Origin of the sequence: Pedobacter sp. CG_S7, assembly GCF_040544395.1 — a bacterium.
In the GTDB taxonomy this organism is placed as follows: Bacteria; Bacteroidota; Bacteroidia; order Sphingobacteriales; family Sphingobacteriaceae; genus Pedobacter.
Genome location: NZ_JBEONS010000012.1, coordinates 16,936 through 34,374 on the forward strand (window position 1 = coordinate 16,936; position 17,439 = coordinate 34,374).

The 17,439-nt window shown below is 38.1% G+C and carries 19 protein-coding genes; 10 read left to right on the plus strand and 9 right to left on the minus strand.

The features are described from left to right. Positions 1–92 precede the first annotated feature (92 nt). Together AAKU52_RS08460 and AAKU52_RS08465 are read left to right on the plus strand one after the other, a co-directional pair. The gene (locus AAKU52_RS08460) at positions 93–1,088 is read left to right on the plus strand and encodes a fumarylacetoacetate hydrolase family protein (RefSeq protein WP_354332273.1); all 996 of its coding nucleotides are present in this window, start codon (positions 93–95) and stop codon (positions 1,086–1,088) included. Next, a complete protein-coding gene (locus AAKU52_RS08465; protein WP_354332275.1) occupies positions 1,088–1,981 on the plus strand; it encodes a flavin reductase family protein in 894 nt (297 codons plus the stop codon). Before AAKU52_RS08460 ends, AAKU52_RS08465 begins: the two co-directional genes overlap by 1 nt. A 53-nt stretch (positions 1,982–2,034) precedes the next feature. Here the strand turns inward: AAKU52_RS08465 and AAKU52_RS08470 are convergent, their stop codons facing one another. The 3 genes from AAKU52_RS08470 to AAKU52_RS08480 are packed head-to-tail and all read right to left on the minus strand — an operon-like array spanning position 2,035 to position 4,824. After that, the gene (locus AAKU52_RS08470; protein WP_354332277.1) at positions 2,035–2,292 is read right to left on the minus strand and encodes a hypothetical protein; all 258 of its coding nucleotides are present in this window, start codon (positions 2,290–2,292) and stop codon (positions 2,035–2,037) included. Between the two features lie 36 nt (positions 2,293–2,328). Beyond that, positions 2,329–3,030 carry an SDR family NAD(P)-dependent oxidoreductase gene (locus tag AAKU52_RS08475; protein ID WP_354332279.1) on the minus strand — a complete coding sequence of 234 codons (702 nt, stop codon included), beginning with the start codon at positions 3,028–3,030 and terminating at the stop codon, positions 2,329–2,331. A 15-nt stretch (positions 3,031–3,045) separates the two neighbouring features. Next, positions 3,046–4,824 (minus strand): aromatic amino acid hydroxylase, encoded by a 1,779-nt coding sequence (locus AAKU52_RS08480; protein WP_354332281.1) that lies wholly within the window; start codon positions 4,822–4,824, stop codon positions 3,046–3,048. Positions 4,825–5,062: 238 nt separating this feature from the next. Between AAKU52_RS08480 and AAKU52_RS08485 the strand changes: the two genes are divergently transcribed. Both AAKU52_RS08485 and AAKU52_RS08490 read left to right on the plus strand, forming a co-directional pair. Beyond that, on the plus strand, positions 5,063–5,383 hold the full coding sequence (locus AAKU52_RS08485; RefSeq protein WP_354332283.1) for a helix-turn-helix domain-containing protein: 321 nt from the start codon (positions 5,063–5,065) through the stop codon (positions 5,381–5,383). Further along, the gene (locus AAKU52_RS08490) at positions 5,367–5,720 is read left to right on the plus strand and encodes a hypothetical protein (protein ID WP_354332286.1); all 354 of its coding nucleotides are present in this window, start codon (positions 5,367–5,369) and stop codon (positions 5,718–5,720) included. Before AAKU52_RS08485 ends, AAKU52_RS08490 begins: the two co-directional genes overlap by 17 nt. On the opposite strand, the gene AAKU52_RS08495 is transcribed toward AAKU52_RS08490, so the two are convergent. The 3 genes from AAKU52_RS08495 to AAKU52_RS08505 form a co-directional block, all read right to left on the minus strand. Continuing rightward, positions 5,717–6,190, minus strand: coding sequence for a GtrA family protein (locus tag AAKU52_RS08495; RefSeq protein WP_354332288.1), 474 nt, complete (start codon positions 6,188–6,190; stop codon positions 5,717–5,719). The two genes, AAKU52_RS08490 and AAKU52_RS08495, sit on opposite strands and share 4 nt — an antisense overlap. A gap of 19 nt (positions 6,191–6,209) precedes the next feature. After that, complete coding sequence (locus AAKU52_RS08500; RefSeq protein WP_354332290.1) at positions 6,210–6,923, minus strand: CAP domain-containing protein; 714 nt, start codon at positions 6,921–6,923, stop codon at positions 6,210–6,212. A gap of 217 nt (positions 6,924–7,140) precedes the next feature. Next, positions 7,141–8,622 carry a glycine--tRNA ligase gene (locus tag AAKU52_RS08505; protein WP_354332292.1) on the minus strand — a complete coding sequence of 494 codons (1,482 nt, stop codon included), beginning with the start codon at positions 8,620–8,622 and terminating at the stop codon, positions 7,141–7,143. 50 nt (positions 8,623–8,672) lie between these two features. Here AAKU52_RS08505 and AAKU52_RS08510 point away from each other — a divergent pair, with 50 nt between their 5' ends. The 6 genes from AAKU52_RS08510 (at position 8,673) to AAKU52_RS08535 (ending at position 13,523) form a co-directional block, all read left to right on the plus strand. After that, positions 8,673–9,593: a glycerophosphodiester phosphodiesterase family protein gene (locus AAKU52_RS08510; RefSeq protein WP_354332294.1), complete on the plus strand. Its 921-nt coding sequence runs from the start codon at positions 8,673–8,675 to the stop codon at positions 9,591–9,593. A gap of 65 nt (positions 9,594–9,658) precedes the next feature. Then, the gene (locus AAKU52_RS08515; RefSeq protein ID WP_354332296.1) at positions 9,659–10,189 is read left to right on the plus strand and encodes an outer membrane beta-barrel protein; all 531 of its coding nucleotides are present in this window, start codon (positions 9,659–9,661) and stop codon (positions 10,187–10,189) included. A 368-nt stretch (positions 10,190–10,557) separates the two neighbouring features. Further along, positions 10,558–11,682, plus strand: coding sequence for a DNA polymerase III subunit beta (dnaN, locus tag AAKU52_RS08520; protein WP_354332298.1), 1,125 nt, complete (start codon positions 10,558–10,560; stop codon positions 11,680–11,682). 76 nt (positions 11,683–11,758) lie between these two features. Continuing rightward, complete coding sequence (locus tag AAKU52_RS08525; RefSeq protein WP_354332301.1) at positions 11,759–12,418, plus strand: VTT domain-containing protein; 660 nt, start codon at positions 11,759–11,761, stop codon at positions 12,416–12,418. Positions 12,419–12,660: 242 nt separating this feature from the next. Then, on the plus strand, positions 12,661–12,990 hold the full coding sequence (locus tag AAKU52_RS08530; RefSeq protein ID WP_354332303.1) for an ArsR/SmtB family transcription factor: 330 nt from the start codon (positions 12,661–12,663) through the stop codon (positions 12,988–12,990). Between the two features lie 62 nt (positions 12,991–13,052). Next, positions 13,053–13,523, plus strand: coding sequence for a DUF6428 family protein (locus AAKU52_RS08535; protein ID WP_354332305.1), 471 nt, complete (start codon positions 13,053–13,055; stop codon positions 13,521–13,523). Between the two features lie 37 nt (positions 13,524–13,560). On the opposite strand, the gene AAKU52_RS08540 is transcribed toward AAKU52_RS08535, so the two are convergent. From AAKU52_RS08540 to hscA, 3 genes are read right to left on the minus strand one after another with little or no spacing between them, the layout of a single operon-like run. Further along, the gene (locus AAKU52_RS08540) at positions 13,561–14,535 is read right to left on the minus strand and encodes a YpdA family putative bacillithiol disulfide reductase (RefSeq protein WP_354332307.1); all 975 of its coding nucleotides are present in this window, start codon (positions 14,533–14,535) and stop codon (positions 13,561–13,563) included. Between the two features lie 37 nt (positions 14,536–14,572). After that, the gene (locus tag AAKU52_RS08545) at positions 14,573–15,529 is read right to left on the minus strand and encodes a zinc dependent phospholipase C family protein (protein ID WP_354332310.1); all 957 of its coding nucleotides are present in this window, start codon (positions 15,527–15,529) and stop codon (positions 14,573–14,575) included. A 38-nt stretch (positions 15,530–15,567) separates the two neighbouring features. Next, on the minus strand, positions 15,568–17,424 hold the full coding sequence (gene hscA / locus AAKU52_RS08550) for a Fe-S protein assembly chaperone HscA (protein ID WP_354332312.1): 1,857 nt from the start codon (positions 17,422–17,424) through the stop codon (positions 15,568–15,570). Positions 17,425–17,439 lie beyond the last annotated feature (15 nt).

Genomic DNA, 17,439 nt, shown 5'->3' on the forward strand with positions numbered 1-17,439 from the left:
GTTTTTTCTAGCTTTTATTATATAAACCTTATTATTGTATGAAGAGCAGGGTCAAAAACTGATACTTGCATGCACTTAAAAAAATTAAAATTATGAAATTAGTATCTTATAAGACGGAAGAAACAGAGCACCTAGGTGTTTTCGTAAATGGGCATATTTATAATTTAAATTCTTGCGACAAACAATTGCCAGATGATATGAATGCATTTTTGAAAGGTGGCGATGTATTGATGGAAAGGGCAAAGAAAATTGATGCCCAGATTAAATCAAGAGTAATTGAGCCTAAAATGGAAGTTTTTTTTGAACTTCTCGCCCCGGTGCCTCACCCATCTTCATGTCGCGATGGCTATGCTTTCCGACAGCATGTCGCTGCAGCTCGTCGCAACCGCAAGGTAGACATGATTCCAGAATTTGATCAATTTCCGATATTTTATTTTACTAACCACAATGCTATTCAAGGCCCCGGAGAAATTGTGTGTATGCCAGATCACTTTCAGAAACTTGATTTTGAGCTTGAAATAGCTGCGGTAATCGGTAAAAAAGGACGCAACTTTACTGTGGCCGAAGCTGATGATTACATTGCAGGTTTCATGATCATGAACGACATAAGTGCACGTACTTTACAGATGGAAGAAATGGTGCTCAATTTAGGGCCAGCTAAGGGAAAAGATTTCTCAACTACAATTGGCCCCTGGTTGGTTACTCCTGATGAATTAGCCCAATATAAAACTACTGCAAAACCTGGACATAACGGTAATGCCTATAATTTAAAAATGACCTGTACAGTGAATGGTGTAGAAGTTTCTACAGGTAACGTAGCTGATATGGATTGGACTTTCGCAGAAATTATTGAGCGTTGTGCTTATGGGGTGGATGTTTTACCCGGTGATGTAATTGGTTCAGGTACTGTTGGAACAGGTTGTTTCTTAGAATTAAACGGTACAGGATTACTTAATGATCCAAATTATAAACCGCAATGGTTAAAGGATGGTGATGAAGTAGAAATGGAAATTACGGGCCTGGGTAACTTAATTAACATCATTACGAAAGCAGAATCTGATTTTTCTATATTGGCAATCAAAAAATAATGCTGACTTTAAAAACTTCTGATCTTAGTCCGGCGCAATTGCAAAACTACCTGCAGTACGCTATTGCGCCGCGACCAATTTGTTTCGCCAGCACTATAGATAAAGGGGGCAATATAAATTTAAGTCCTTTTAGTTTTTTTAACATGTTCAGCACCAATCCACCACTGGTCATATTTTCACCAGCACGGCGTGTGCGCGATAATACCACAAAACATTCCCTTGAGAATGTTTTGGCAGTCAAAGAGTGTGTCATCAATATCGTGAACTATGCTATGGTGCAACAGTGCAGTCTGGCTAGTACAGAATACGCCAAAGGGGTCAACGAATTTGAAAAATCTGGGTTTACCATGCTGGCCTCCAAATTGGTTAAACCACCCCGGGTAGCCGAGGCACCAGTGCAAATGGAATGTATTGTGAAAGAAGTAATCCATTTGGGTGAGCATCCTGGAGCGGGAAACCTGGTACTTGCAGAAATTAAGCTGATACACATCAAAGAAGAGATTCTCGATGAAACTGGAAAAATAGATCAGGCAAAAATAGATTTGGTAGCACGTTTAGGCGGCGACTGGTACTGCCGCGTCACAGCAGAAAACCTTTTCAAAGTAGCTAAACCCTTAACCACATTAGGGATAGGAGTAGATGCATTGCCTCAGGGTGTAAGGAATTCTTTTGTACTTACAGGAAATGACCTTGGGATGCTGGGCAATATAGAACATTTACCAGATCCAGAAGAGATAGAAGAGATCCGCAATGATGCTGAAGTTAAAGAAGTATTAGATGCCACAATCGGCGATGCCAATAACCGACAGCGCGAATTACATGAACTTGCAAAGCAGTTCTTGCAGCAGGGCAAAGTAGCCGAAGCCCTAAAAGTTGTATTATTGGAAAGCTAAATGATACTCACCGCTTTCATGAAGCTGCTTTTGTAATAGCAATTCATTTCAGTTTACCTGCCCTGTGGAACGTATTTTAGGATTAAGAAGCCCGAGCAATTAAAACCCTTTTCCAGGTTGCTGGAAGCATAGCGGTAGGGGATGCCGATCAGCGTTTTAGCAAACTTGATCAGTGCAATACCGGGTTGCTGTGCTGGTAATTCAAGCGCCGGCTTTTGTATTGTGCCCTGAAATTTCAGCGGAATATTACTCTGTGATTTTCCTGGTAAAGCGAATAAGAACACTAAAAAAAAAGTAAGATTTTTTTTCATACAGGGCTAAAGATATAAAAAAACAACCTGATTTTTCTAAGGGGTGGTTACTGCTACAGGCAGTACCTTACCGTTGAAAAATTGATGGCCAGTCCGGGCAAAATCAGCGATATATTTTCCCATCTCAAATGCCATTACCGGCGATTGGTATCCTGGGAAAGCCTTTTCCAGCATTTCTGTTTGTGCTGAACCCAAAGCAAGGCAGTTTACTTTAATCCCTTTATCGGCAAGTTCAAAAGCAAGGCACTCCGTTAAAGCGTGTAATGCGGCTTTACTTGAAGAATAAGCAGCTAAACCAGGGAATTTTACACTACCCTGAAAACCACCCATGCTACCAATATTTAGAATATGTGCCCCACGGTGCATTAGGGGCAATACATTTTGTATCATATTTACGTGGCCCACTACATTAGTTTGCAAAATATCAACAAAATCCTGCGCAGTGGTGTCCATAAAAGCTTTGTTAATTAATACCCCGGCATTATTGATTAAGATATCTACACGGCCTAATTGGGTTTCTAAAAATGGTGTTAAGGCAGCATAATCATCGTTGACAATGTCAAACTCAACAGGCAATAAGGTGCAATCCGGATTAATACCTTTGGCAATTTCTAAAAGTTTTCTAAGTTTATCAGCAGAGCGGGCAATGCAAACAATTTTATTTCCTGTTGTTAAAGCAAATTCTAAAGCGGCTTCAAAGCCTACGCCACTACTGGCACCGGTAAGTATAATATTCATTTATATGGTCTCTTATTATTCTGTAATTAATTGATTAACTGGGTTTTCAATGACGTATAATCCATCTGTGATTAACTTTTTGAGTTCAGGTACATGTTCTGATTTGTACAATAAATAAGCGCGGAGCTGCATTTCTAAATCTGGAAACAATTTTCTATGGTAAGTAATTTCTAGGATTTCCAATGCAGAGAGCCAATCGGTTGGATGGTCTTTTTTAAGGAATTCAAACAGTGCAGGTAGCTCTTCTTCCATGCTTTCCTGCTCCCTGATTGCACGTACTTTTGCATAGATTTCATGGAGCTCTTCCATTGCATTGCTATAAATAATTTTTTGTGTTTGCTTAGGGCTGATATAAGTAATTTCTTCAAAGGCGTCTTTATCTGCAGCACCATTAAAAACGGAGACAATTTTTTCTCCAATGGCCATGTCATAGGTGCCCCATTCAGGTTGGAACAATACATTTCCAGCGCTTTCCTTCATTGTAGCTTCTTCCAAAACAATTAAAATGTTTTTACCTTCTCGTTGCAATATGGATGTTACAAGTCCTTGCACGTGGATTCCGCTTTCAAAAGTAAAATCGGCCTTTTCATCAACAGCTATACCTAAAGCTTTTAATTCTTCGATACTAAGATTTTCCAATGGCATATCCATACCTTTTAATTTGCCAACTGGCGAGGAAAAGCCATCCTTATGATAAAATTTACTATGGCCTTCCAGTTGTTTATTGGCAAATGCCAAAGCTGTACCACTCTTAGTTTTTATGAAATTCAAGTCACCTGGAGTAGCCACAATCATATTTGTATATAATCCTGAAACCTGTAAGCCAGAGCTATAAACAGCCGTTGCAACATTTTTACAGGCAATGGCTTTTTTTATACTTTCAGCACCACCACGTCTAAAGGCCATGGTGTCTGCAAATTGTTCCAATACATCAATTAAGTTTTGGAAAGTTTCGGTCACAAAAAGATAGGGTTGCGGTTTAGTGATATCATAATTATAATTAATGGTGTCAATGGTGTAAGGAATTTTCTTAACCTCCTGATTCCTGCAGCTGGCACTTTCACCAATAGAAGACAGCAATCCTGCGCCATATATTTTTGGATCTTCAAGGCTGCCAATTAATCCATATTCCACAGTCCACCAATGTAAACGGCTTAATAAAGCCATCTCTGAGGGCTCACCGAGATTATCCGCAAGTTTACGTAACAGGATTTCGGTCTTTTCAATTTCTACCTCGTTCACCGCCACAGCCTCTTTTAAAATGGATAGGTTTCGAATGGCTTCATACAGTTCAAAATCTTGAGCAGAAAACATTGCTTTTGCACCAATAGTACCAATATAGCTGAGGTAGTTGTTGTAATCTGGATCAGCAATTATAGGTGCATGCCCTGCTGATTCATGAATAATGTCTGGCGCTGGGGTATATTCAATATGGTTAATTTGTCTGATATCTGCAGCAATCACCAATACCCTGTAGGCCTGGTATTCCATGAACGCCGCAGGAGGGATAAAACCATCCACAGTAACGGCACCCCAACCCAATTTACCTAGGTTATCATTCATGGTTTGCAGATCAGGAATATGCTCAATACTTAAGCCGGCACTTTGTAAACCCTTAATGTAAGGATAATAGGCTACCTGCTTTAAATAACTGTAATTCTGTCTCATTACATATCGCCAAACAGCCTGGTCGACAGGTGTATATTTTTCATAATGTTGGTCTACAATAAACTGTCTTAAATGTCTAGGCAGTTTTGCAACCTGAGAATTGTTAAAGTCATTAAAATTGTTCATTATTTCACTTTTTTATATCCTGAAATTAGACCTGATTATGTAAAGTTAAACAAATAATTTTTAGTGCAAATGCAATAGTATTGCTTTTATGACTTTAAATAGGGGGTTTTAAGGGTCGAATAAAATTAATATTCCTTAATATAAATTATTTTCTTTTGTAAAATAATTTATATACTTTGGTTACTCAGAATATTGATAATAATTTCTATTAAACAACCACGAATAAAACTGATTAACCATGAAAACAATTCTATTAAAAATTGCCACCTTGAGGATGAAAAGAGGGCTTGGAAGGGGTAACCTGGCCAGCATCATCAATGTTAACACGAACACTTATACCAAAATGGAGAAAGGTGCTTATGTATTAAGTATGCCACGCTTGCAAGAAATTGCAGATGCGTTAAAGGTAGAATGTGATGCCTTATTAGATAATGATGATCCAGAAGCAATATATTTGGAGGAGCGTTATAGTAAAGCCCAAGAGAAACTTCGTCAATGCCATCAATTAATTATTTCAGAACAAAGTAAATTAATAGACCTTCATGAAAAGCTTAAGTAATACCAGCGAATTAGCAGAATCTCTGCAATTGATTAGAGAAAGTCACTCTTATGATAGAATCACAGTGGCCAATATGTTAGGTATAAACCTAAAAGAATACATTAAAATAGAAAATGGCAACCGTGTGCTCAATTTAGAGCATTTATGTATGCTGGCAAATATTTATAAAGTTCGTAAAAGCGTTGTGCTGGATTATGGAAATCCTAACCACCAGGAAACCAATGAGGCTATTGAGGCTACATTGCAAGAACTGGAAATATCCAGCAATTGGCTAATAGAAATTCAAGAGAAAATAGCACTGTTACAAATGAAACTTAACAAAAAGATATCTGCCTAAATTTTTACTTTAAAGGAGAAGTGTTTTTGTGAAAAATAACTAAACAAGGCGAGAATTGCAGTTGTAATAATTTTAGCTATAGTAGGATAAAAATTGAATGCCTCAATAAGTACTTTTAGAAAAGCATAATTTAATAAGATATTGGTAAGCACTACAGAGCCATAACGGAACAATTGTATCCTGCCTTTTAAATTGGATTGTGTAAAGACAAGGTATTTATTGAGGATAAAGCCAATAAGGAATGTTATGAAAGACTCGATGCCTAATGCTGCAATTGGTGCGGTGATGAGTAAAGATCCTACATGTACATCATTTTGCTCTAAAATGAGGTTGTAGGCTATGAAATACACCACTATACCAGTTGCTGCAGTAGTACCACCAGAAGCAATATACCTGAAAGTGTGCAGGGATAATAAAGTTGAAAATGGGGGGTAAAAAAAATCTATAAGCTTTAATAGGGCTTTGCGCATGGTTAAACTTTGGGCGAAGTTAATTTTTTAGATTTGGAATGCCAACAAAATCTATCGTCGCTGAGTATTTATACGCTGGATGGGGTTGAATGCTTACCCCAACAATATTTAAGCCTTTAGTATTGAGTATGTTTTTTCGGTGCCCAAGGTCAGGCACTCCTTTGTCTAATAAAAGCATACATACATTAGCTAATCCTTGTGAAAAACCAAAGGCAAGGTTTTCAGCCATAGCCCTGTTGGGATAATATTTTTCCATCCTATCTTGCGGACTACGGCCATCATAAGATTTGTGACCTGCCGTATTTCTTTTGTTCATCTCTTTTCCATGTTGCAAAGCAACATAAGTCAAAGTTTCATCTGGGTAGAAAAGAATTAAGTTCTTTACCTTTTTAAGGTCTACTTCTAATCCCCTATAATAACGATCGTAAACATTAATTTTCAGCTCATTGTAATTACTGTATTGTTTCATGCGCTGGTTATGGTCTTTTACAAAAGCTTTAAAATAGGTGTTGAAAAACTTTACCCCATCCATGCGAATCAGGTTCATGTAAAATATAATCTGCTGCTCCTCTAAGCTTAAATAGTCGGTGTTTTTTGCCGTATTGGCTAAGTCAAGCTCCCTGTTGCTCCACTTTTCATTTTCTGAAATGTAAGTTTTCTTTGTCGCTGCAGCACCTTGTTTGGGCACAAAAAACAAAGCAGAGAATAAAAGTAGAACGAAGATCGATCTCATATTATCTTAAACGTTTGATTAGGCTTTTTAGCATCAAGGTGTATTATCTTGAGTTATTATTTTCATCAATATTATGTTTAACATTGGCTTTGCTGTTAATGTTTTGCAAGGAATATCTTGAATTTTGAAAAGTCTGAAGTGTGGTTACCAAAAGCTTCTAATGCCCTCAAAAAGTGCACACACTATTTGAGGGCATTATATTTTATCCAATTTTTTTTTACTTTAATAAATTTTTCCAGCTTACTTTACTAGAAATCAAGAAATCAAGTTCCTTAATTTCCACACGTTGCTGCTCCATGGTATCGCGGTGGCGGATAGTAACCGTATCATCTTCTAACGTTTGGTGGTCAATAGTGATACAGAATGGTGTACCTATGGCATCATGTCTGCGGTAGCGTTTGCCGATAGAATCTTTTTCTTCGTAGGTGATATTGAAATCATATTTCAACGCTTCCATAATTTCTTTAGCCTTATCTGGCAAACCATCTTTTTTAGTTAACGGTAAAATTGCCGCTTTATAGGGTGCAAGGGCAGGGTGTAGGCGTAACACTATTCTGCTATCTTTTTTATCACCTTCGCTTAAATCCTGTTCCTCATAAGCATTAATCATGGTTAATAAGAACATGCGGTCTAAGCCGATGGAAGTTTCAATCACGTAAGGCACGTAATTTCCAAAAGGCTTACCCTCTTCATTTAAGTCGTTATCGAAATACTGCATTTTTTTACCAGAAAATTCCTGGTGCTGCGTTAAATCGAAATCTGTACGGCTATGAATACCTTCCACTTCTTTAAAGCCAAAAGGGAATTCAAATTCAATATCTGTTGCAGCATTGGCGTAATGGGCAAGTTTAACATGGTCATGAAAACGATATTTATCAGCCGAAGTACCCAAGGCCATGTGCCATTTTAGACGTGCTTCCTTCCAATAGGCAAACCATTTCTGGTCTTCACCCGGGCGCACAAAGAATTGCATTTCCATTTGTTCAAACTCGCGCATGCGCATGATAAATTGGCGGGCAATTACTTCATTTCTAAAGGCTTTACCAATTTGAGCAATTCCAAAAGGGATTTTCATTCTTCCCGATTTTTGGACATTTAAGAAGTTCACAAAAATACCCTGTGCAGTTTCCGGACGAAGGTAAACTTCATCAGAACCCTCTGCCATAGCACCAAATTGTGTGCTGAACATCAGGTTAAACTGGCGCACATCGGTCCAGTTTTTAGTGCCACTCACCGGACAAACAATGTCATGTTCTTCGATGAGCGCTTTTAAGCGGTGCAGGTCTTCAGCTTTTAAAGCATTGTCCATGTCGGTCTGTAATTGTGCCGCTTTATCTGTTTTACCGTCTTTCTCGTAACGGGTAATTTTATCTTCAATGATCTGGTCGGCACGGTAGCGTTTTTTAGAATCCTTGTTATCAATCATAGGATCATTAAAACCATCTATATGTCCGCTCGCTTTCCATACTTTAGGATGCATAAAAATTGCAGAATCAATACCTACAATATTTTCATGCATTTGTACCATGGCCTTCCACCAGTATGTTTTAATGTTGTTTTTTAATTCTGCACCCAATTGCCCATAATCGTATACGGCACTTAGTCCATCATAAATTTCGCTGCTTTGAAATACAAAACCATATTCTTTAGCATGGGATATTACATTTTTGAATTGTTCGTCGCTGTTATTTTTGGCCATAGTATTGCAAAGATAGCAAGTTGAGCATAATTTTATTGTTATTTTTGGCCATGAAACGATTCAATTTACTTTTGCTGCTGCTGTTGCTTTTTTCTATGGCTGGCAGCGCACAAAAAAAACACCATTTATCTTTCAGGAATACCGCTGAGTTGCGGGAGTTTTTAGATGCCAAAAAAACCGTTTACCCCTTGCTAAGTGCCCATAGGGGAGGGCCGATGCCGGGTTTTCCAGAAAACTGTATAGCGACCTTTGAAAATGCCACCCGGTACCAGCCTGTGGTTATAGAATTTGATGTTGCATTAAGTAAAGATTCGGTATTAGTGATTATGCACGATAATAAACTGGATCGCACCACTACTGGAACTGGGTTGATAGAACAATATACCTACCAGAAATTACAATCCTTTAGCTTAAAAGACGAACAGGGCGAGGTAACCAAATATAAAATTCCGACGCTAACAGAAGTTTTGCGCTGGGGGAAAAATAAAGTGCTTTTTACAATAGACATCAAAAGAGGAGTTCCCTACGAAAAAATTATTAAGGCTATACGCCAAACCCATTCAGAGAGTAATTCTATTGTTATTACTTATAACTCGGGGCAAGCAGCAGCGTTTCATAAATTAGCGCCCGACCTCATGATTTCTGCTTCGATAAAAGGAAAAGAAGACCTGGATCGTTTAAATAAAATGGGGGTGCCCAATAACCGAATTGTTGCTTTTGTAGGTGTTTCGGCTCCGGATAAAGCTGTTTATAGTTACTTAAACAGCAAAGGGATTGCCTGCATATTAGGCACTATGGGTAACTTAGACAAAAGTGCTGCAGCTAATCCTGGCCGTAAAGTTTTTTACCATTTAGTAGCAGATGGTGCTGCATTTTTATCAACCGATGACTTAATTGGTGCTGGTAAGGAACTCGACCAATACCGGGCAGACCGGCGGTTAAAAAGTAAATTTTTGCATACTAGCAATTGATTGGCAAAATTTTTGATAAGGTAATAAACAAGGTGAGTTTATTGCCTTATTTTAAAAGAGCGAATATGAAAAAAATACTTTTACTTACAGCAATTACAGGCTTTTTAGCCTTTTCGGGCCTTACCGCTCAAGCACAAAAAGATCCGGCAATGAACGGTCAGAAATTAGGTGTGGGTGTAGAATTCGGTTTGCCAGTTGGTAACTTTGGCGACGTATATAATTTAGGTGTCGGTGGTTCATTGGTTTACCAGGTGCCAGTAGCTACTAATTTAAACTTTACCGCAAGTGCAGGTTACATCAGTTTTAAAAGTAAGGAAATTTTAGGATTTACTAATAGTTTTGGAACTATTCCGGTTAAAGCTGGTATCAGGTATTTCTTTGCCGAGAACTTTTATGGTGGTGGAGAATTAGGTGCCGCATTTTCTACTGAAGATGGTGGTAAAACTGCTTTCGCTTATGCACCAGGTATTGGTGTCGAATTTCCAGTAGCCGACAAAGCAGCTATTGATTTGGGTGTACGCTATGAAGGATGGTCTAAAAATAGTAACACCCGTTCATTTGTTGGTATTAGAGCAGCATTCAACTTTGGGTTGTAAAAAATAGTCTCGTGAAAACGATTAAGGGGCATCCGGAAATTCTGGATGCCTTTTTTTTATTTTTGCCCCATCGCCATTTTGATTTTGCATTAAATAGCTAACAACTGTATAATACCCGGCTAATAGCCACAGTAATTAAGCGTAGAAAAAACAATTTTATAGCAATGTTTACCCAATCATTTATTGCGTTATCATTGTGTTACCATTGCGTTATGATTGCGTTAACCCTAAATTTTCCATTAGCGGAGGTTAATTTTATCGGTTCTGAAAGAGCGAAAAGCAACAATGCATGTTATTTTTTCAACATTATGCCAGTAAACCTACGGATGCAAGGTTATTTTTATATTTTTGAGAATTGACAAGATATTATGAGATTTATAGTTTCCACTTCTACACTTTTAAAACATTTACAAACGGTAAATGGTGCTTCAAGCAGCAGTACTGTTTTGCCGATATTGGAAAATTTTCTTTTTGAGATTAAAGAAGGCAACCTCACCATTTCTGCCACAGATCTGCAGACCAGCATGACAACCTCTTTGCCTGTAGAGTCTAAAGAGGATGGTAAAGTTGCTGTGCCGGCAAAAATCTTATTGGATACTTTAAAAACACTTCCAGATCAACCGATATCTTTCAATATAGACGACAATACCTTCTCTATTGAAATTAGTGCTGGTGAAGGGAAATATAAATTGAGTGGTGAAAATGGGGACGATTTCCCTAAAATACCTGTAGTAGAAAATGCTTCTTCGGTAAACCTTCCTGCATCCGTGTTGAGCGAAGCCATCACCAAAACCATATTTGCGGTGAGTAGCGATGAGTTGCGTCCGGCTATGACGGGTGTATATTGCCAGCTTTCTGATCAGCACATTACTTTCGTTGCTACAGATGCTCATAAATTGGTCAGATACCGACGCACAGATAGCAAAGCAGATAAAACTGCTTCTTTTATTCTGCCTAAAAAAGCATTGACTTTATTGAAAGCGGCATTGCCTACCGGAGATATCAATGTCTCTGTAGATTATAATGCTACGAGTGCTTTCTTTAAATTTGATAATATTAATTTGGTTTGTCGTTTAATTGACGAACGTTATCCAGATTATGAAGCGGTTATTCCAGCTAATAATCCTAATAAATTAGTGATCGACCGTGCCTTGTTTTTGAATACCTTAAGGCGGGTAGTTATTTTTGCTAATAAAACCACCCATCAGGTTCGCTTAAAAATTAATGGTAGTGAGTTAAATATCTCTTCAGAGGATTTAGATTTCGCAAATGAAGCTCATGAACGTCTAAGTTGTCAATATGAAGGAGAAGACCTTGAAATTGGCTTCAATGCAAGGTTCTTAATTGAGATGTTGACCAACCTGAGCGGTGAGGAAGTTACTTTAGAACTTTCTACACCAAACCGTGCCGGTTTATTGATTCCTCAAACCAATGATGAAAATGAAAACGTGCTTATGTTGGTGATGCCTGTTATGCTGAACAATTATAATTAATATGACATTTAACCGTTTAATGAAGTCATGGTAATTGCTATGATATTATTAATTTTGCTACTTAATTAAAAAAGCATTGGAATTTTTTTCGCAATTTATTGACTTTATCCTCCATATTGATAAGCATTTGGAGTTGATTATTCAGAATTATCAAACCTGGACCTATTTTATTCTTTTCCTAATCATTTTTGCGGAAACAGGTTTTGTGGTAACGCCATTTTTACCTGGTGATTCTCTTTTATTTGCCATGGGTACTTTAATTGCAGGTGGAAATACTGGTTTGAGTATTTGGATCATGCTCTTAATTTTAATTATTGCTGCTATACTAGGGAATAGCCTGAATTATAAGCTTGGCAGTATTTTAGGAATTCGGGTCTTTAGTGAGAAGAATAAAATCCTGAAGCTGGAGTATTACCACCAGTCGCATGAGTTTTTTGAGAAACATGGTGGTAAAGCTATTATTTTCAGTAGGTTTTTGCCTATTTTCAGAACCATAGCGCCTTTTGTAGCTGGTATCGCTAAAATGCCTTTCGGAAGGTTTACTTATTATAATGTTGCAGGTGGTTTTGCCTGGATAACGAGTTTATTATTAGCAGGTTATTTCATCGGACAAATACCGATTGTAAAAAACAATTTTGATATCGTTATTATCTTCATTGCTGTTGTAACCTTCCTCCCTGCAATATTTGCTGCGGTTAAATCAAAAATGAAGAAAAAGGAAGAAAAGGTAGTGTAGTTTTTCTCTTCATTTGTTCTATTTTAATGAATTCATTTCTTAAGCTTAATGAAGCTGTTTATTTAGAGCTTAGCGTTTAACTAAATCTTTACTTATGGAATTTTTATTTGGTGGTTTTATTGAATTTTTATTTACATGCATTCGTCGCAATTGCATGGAAATAAAAATAAGCAAAGTCATACCAATGTTGGAATTTAAATTATATTTTTAATCTTCATTTTATAATCGTAATATTGCAATACATGGGACTTACAAAATCTGAAATATTCACGGCTGAACAGAACCAGTTATCGCAGCTGTTAAAAGCGATGGCTCATCCTGCGCGTATTGCAATTCTGCAAAGAATTCTTATTTCAGACACCTGTATTTGTGGCGATCTTGTAACCGAATTGGGCCTTGCTCAGGCTACTATATCCCAGCATTTGAAAGAATTAAAAAGCGTAGGGATTATACAGGGAACAATTGAAGGCGTTAGCGTTTGCTATTGCATTAATCCTAAAACATGGAAGTTATTGGAAACACAAATAGGTGCTTTCCTAGCATCATATAAAGGTGCAGCAAACTGCTGTTGACCTTTTTTTATTAACATTAATCGTTAAATTGCAATAATATAATTACTATAAATAGCTCAATTATGAAACTATCAGAAATCAAAAACTATTTAGCTGACGCTGCAAGCGTTAATTTTCAATTGGAAAACGGTAATCTTGTGCCAGAGCACTTCCATGTAACAGAAGTAGGAATCATTACAAAGGATTTTATTGACTGTGGTGGCACCGTGCGTCATGAAAAAGTAGCTAACTTTCAGTTGTGGGATGCTAATGATTTTGAACACCGCCTTAAAGCAAGCAAATTGCTAAATATCATATCACTTTCAGAAAAGATACTAGGCATGGAAGATTTAGAGATTGAAGTGGAATATCAGGCAGAGACAATCGGTAAATATGATTTGGCTTATGACGGCAAAAGCTTCTTACTGATTTCCAAAAAGACTGCTTGCCTTGCAATGGATAAATGTGGTATTCCTGAGGAAAAACAAAAAATTCAATTGACAAATCTTGCTAATTCAGCAGCGGTATGCACGCCTGGGGGTGGCTGTTGTTAGCTCTATTACAAAGAGGGGGGTGAGCTTTTTGTGAGTACTAATTCAAGGCATTGATTTTTGATTGTATGTTTTTAATGATTTTTACCGCATGCTCCCTGGAGTTTTCGATAAACCAAAGATGCGTATCCATCCCTCCGCAAACTACCCCAGCCAGGTAAAGGCCTTTTTGATTGGTCTCCATGGTTGCGGGGTTATGTTCTGGAATCAACTTATTATCTGCAGAAAGATTTACACCGAATTTTTGAAGCAAATTAAAATCAGGGCGATAACCTGTAAGCGCTAATACAAAATTATTGGGTATGGTAATCAGTCCGTTTGAGGTATGTATATCAGCCTCTAACGGCCGAACCGCGCTAAGCGTTGAATTGAAATGTGCCGTAATACTGCCTTCTTTAATTCTATTAATAATATCTGGGCGCACCCAATACTTTACCCTGTCACTTATTTCTGCACCTCTAATAACCATTGTTACCTGGGCACCTTTTCTATAGGTTTCCAAAGCTGCATCTACAGATGAATTGCTGGCACCCACCACAATTACCTGCTGCATGGCATAATAGTGCGGGTCTTTATAATAGTGCATAACTTTTGGCAATGTTTCACCGGGGAAATTTATGGTATTTGGAAGGTCATAAAAACCCGTTGATACAATAACGTTATTCGCTTTGTAAAATCCTCTGGAAGTCCTGATTTCAAACACAACTTCTTTTTTAATCGACTCAACCGTTTCAAATAAATGGGTTGGCAGGTTAAATTTTAGAGCCACTCTGCGGTAATATTCTAATGCTTCAGCACGGGTAGGTTTTGGATTGTTGGACACAAAGGGCACTTCACCAATCTCTAGTTTCTCTGAAGTGGAAAAGAAGGTCATGTTTTGAGGATAATTGTATAGGGAGTTAACCAAACAGCCTTTTTCTACAATGACGCAAGACAAGCCCGCTTGCTGTGCTGCTATTGCGCAGGCTAAGCCTATAGGGCCCGCACCAATTATAAATACATCTATAACATCCATTAATGGCAAATTTAGTCAATTTGCAGCGAAAATAGCGCTAGGGTTCTCTGCCTATTATTTTTCCTTGGAGATATTTCTCATATTCTCTTTTCATTTCCTGCTTTTCGGCTACTGAAGGTTCAGCTTTTTTTAAGTTTTCTAATACCGGCTGACCAGCATCTACCCATGCAGAATACCAGTAAGCACCGGTCAATATAATGGCCGAGCGCATTTGTTTTTCTACCATTTTATTCATGGCTTCATGGTAAGCTTTAGAATAAGCTTCAGAATATTGTCTTTGTAACAGGTTGTTTCTTTTTGAAAAGCTGTATTTGAGGTGCCCTGGGAAACTGGTACGAAGCCTGGCCTCCAAAGTTAAAACTGAATCTACCAAAAGATGGGTATGGCTAATAATTTTCCAGGCTTCTTTTAAAGGATCCTCCAGGTAAGGTGCCTTCCCTACCACATAATTGTATTGCCCCGAGAATAATTCTGGTAGCCTGCTTTCCCAAAATGCATGTATGCCCAGCTGGTTGCTGAGTTGCCCATTATGATTGCTTGTGGTATGTAAGGGTACATGGGCATCGGCAATGTAATGGCCAATGGCAGCAGAATAAATTAAGATTTTAATAGAATCTCTTTGTTTAAAAGCATTTACAAGCTTGTAATAACTGCGTTGTATATGCCAGGGGAGAACACCGTTTTCCTGCAGCTTTTTTTGTCCGTATTTTTTCACGGCATCATCCCATTTCCGTGGAATGCTGTCGATGTCTTTTTCATAAAGCTCTACATCAAGGTAATGGCGTGCTGCTTCTGCAGTATCTGCGTAACGCCGTTTATCGGGATCTACGGCATGATTGCTTAAGTAAACAATATTGGATTTATAAAACTTTGCTGTGCCACTATGCATGGTGAAAACAGCCAGACGGTTAATTCGAATATGTGCAAAAAAGCCCCAGGAGCTTAAAGTTAACAGCAGGCTAAAAAGCAGTACGTAAATCAGGAAAACCTTCATTACATAAAGCTAGCTAAAGTTAAAGCTGTGCTGGTAATTTAATCTACACTTTTACCCTTCATGGCTTTTGATACCGCGAGGTCCATTAAGCGTTCTGCAAAAGGACGAGTAAACTCGTTCAGGTCATCTGCTTTTTTAAGAATCAAATCTTTGTCTCCATCTTGTAAAGCAGCTTTTAATGCCTCAATATGTACCAATGTAATTTTGGTTTCTTCTTCGTCTAATACCTGTCCATTTTTACTGATGAAACGTTCTACAGTATAAACCAATTGCTCACCTTCACTTTTGGCCTCAATAAGCATGCGTTGGGCTACATCGCTTTTAGCATAAGTAATGCTGTCAACCAACATTTTCTCTACCACATCATCAGTTAAGCCATAAGCAGGGGTAATCTCTATTTCCTGCTTAACACCCGAGCGTAATTCTACTGCTTGAACAGTTAATATACCATCAGCATTTAAAAGGAAATTGATATCTACTTTTGGAAAACCCGCAGGCATCGCTGGAATCCCTTTAAGATCAAACTCCGCAAGTTTCCGGTTTTCCTTTACCAGGTCACGTTCCCCCTGAAAAATGGAGATTTTCATGTTCACTTGTCCGTCGATAGAAGTAGTATATTGGCGGCCTGCTTTAGTAGGTATTTTTGCATTTCTTGGAATAATGACATCCATTAAGCCACCCATGGTTTCTATACCAAGGGATAATGGTGTAACATCCAATAAAAGGATGTCTGAACGGTTACCCGCCAGAATATCTGCTTGGATGGCCGCACCAAGGGCAACAACCTCATCGGGGTTGATTTGGTCATGTGGTTGGCGACCAAAAAAATCGGCTACTTGTTGTTTCACATAAGGTGTGCGGGTTGAACCACCAACTAATACCACTTCATCAATAGCTGTAGTTTTCAGTTTAGCATCTTTAAGCGCTTGCTTACAAGAATCAAGTGTTTCCTGCACTCTAACTTTTATCAGTTCCTGAAAAGTAATCCTGGTGATGCTGCACCATATATCACCCAACTTTTCGTTGTAAATGTTTTGTGTCGTCAGTGCAATTTTGGCTTCTTCTGCTTTTAAACGCAGTTGCTGCATTAAACCAGGGTTGGCTTGTAATTCGGCCTCTTTTAATTTGTTGCTTTCTATCCAGTAATGAACAATGGCACGGTCAAAATCATCTCCACCTAAAAAAGTATTGCCATTGGTAGCCAATACTTCGAAAATACCGTTCTGTATGGCTAATATAGATACATCAAATGTACCACCACCTAAATCGTAAACTGCAATGGTTTTATGTTCTGAAGGATCCAAACCTATACCATAAGCTAAACTTGCTGCGGTAGGTTCGTTAACGATCCTCAAAACATCTAAACCAGCAAGTTTTCCAGCATCACGTGTGGCCTGGCGCTGACTGTCGTTAAAATACGCAGGAACGGTAATTACTGCCCGGTTAACCGGTGTTTTTAAAGAATGCTCTGCCCTGCTTTTTAATTCTTTTAATATTTCTGCCGATAATTCAATGGGTGTATAAAAGCGGTTGCCTGCTTTAATTTTAACCAGTGATTCCTTATCGTCGTCTATCACCTTGTAGGAAAAAGTATCCTGATGTGCTGCCACATCATTATAGGAGCGGCCCAATAATCTTTTTACAGAAAAAATGGTGTTTTCAGGGTCTGTGGTTAAAAATTCTTTGGCTTCATTGCCAACAAGCGCATCTCCTTTTTCATTAAAGTGAACAATTGAGGGTACTAATATACCTCTGCCCATATCATTAATGACTTGTGGATTTTTCTCTGGATTAATATAGGCTACCAAACTGTTGGTGGTGCCTAAATCAATACCAACAATGATTTCTTCTTGTTGTAAAGAACCTGTTGCCAGGTTAATGGATATTTTTGCCATAGTCTCACAAATCTA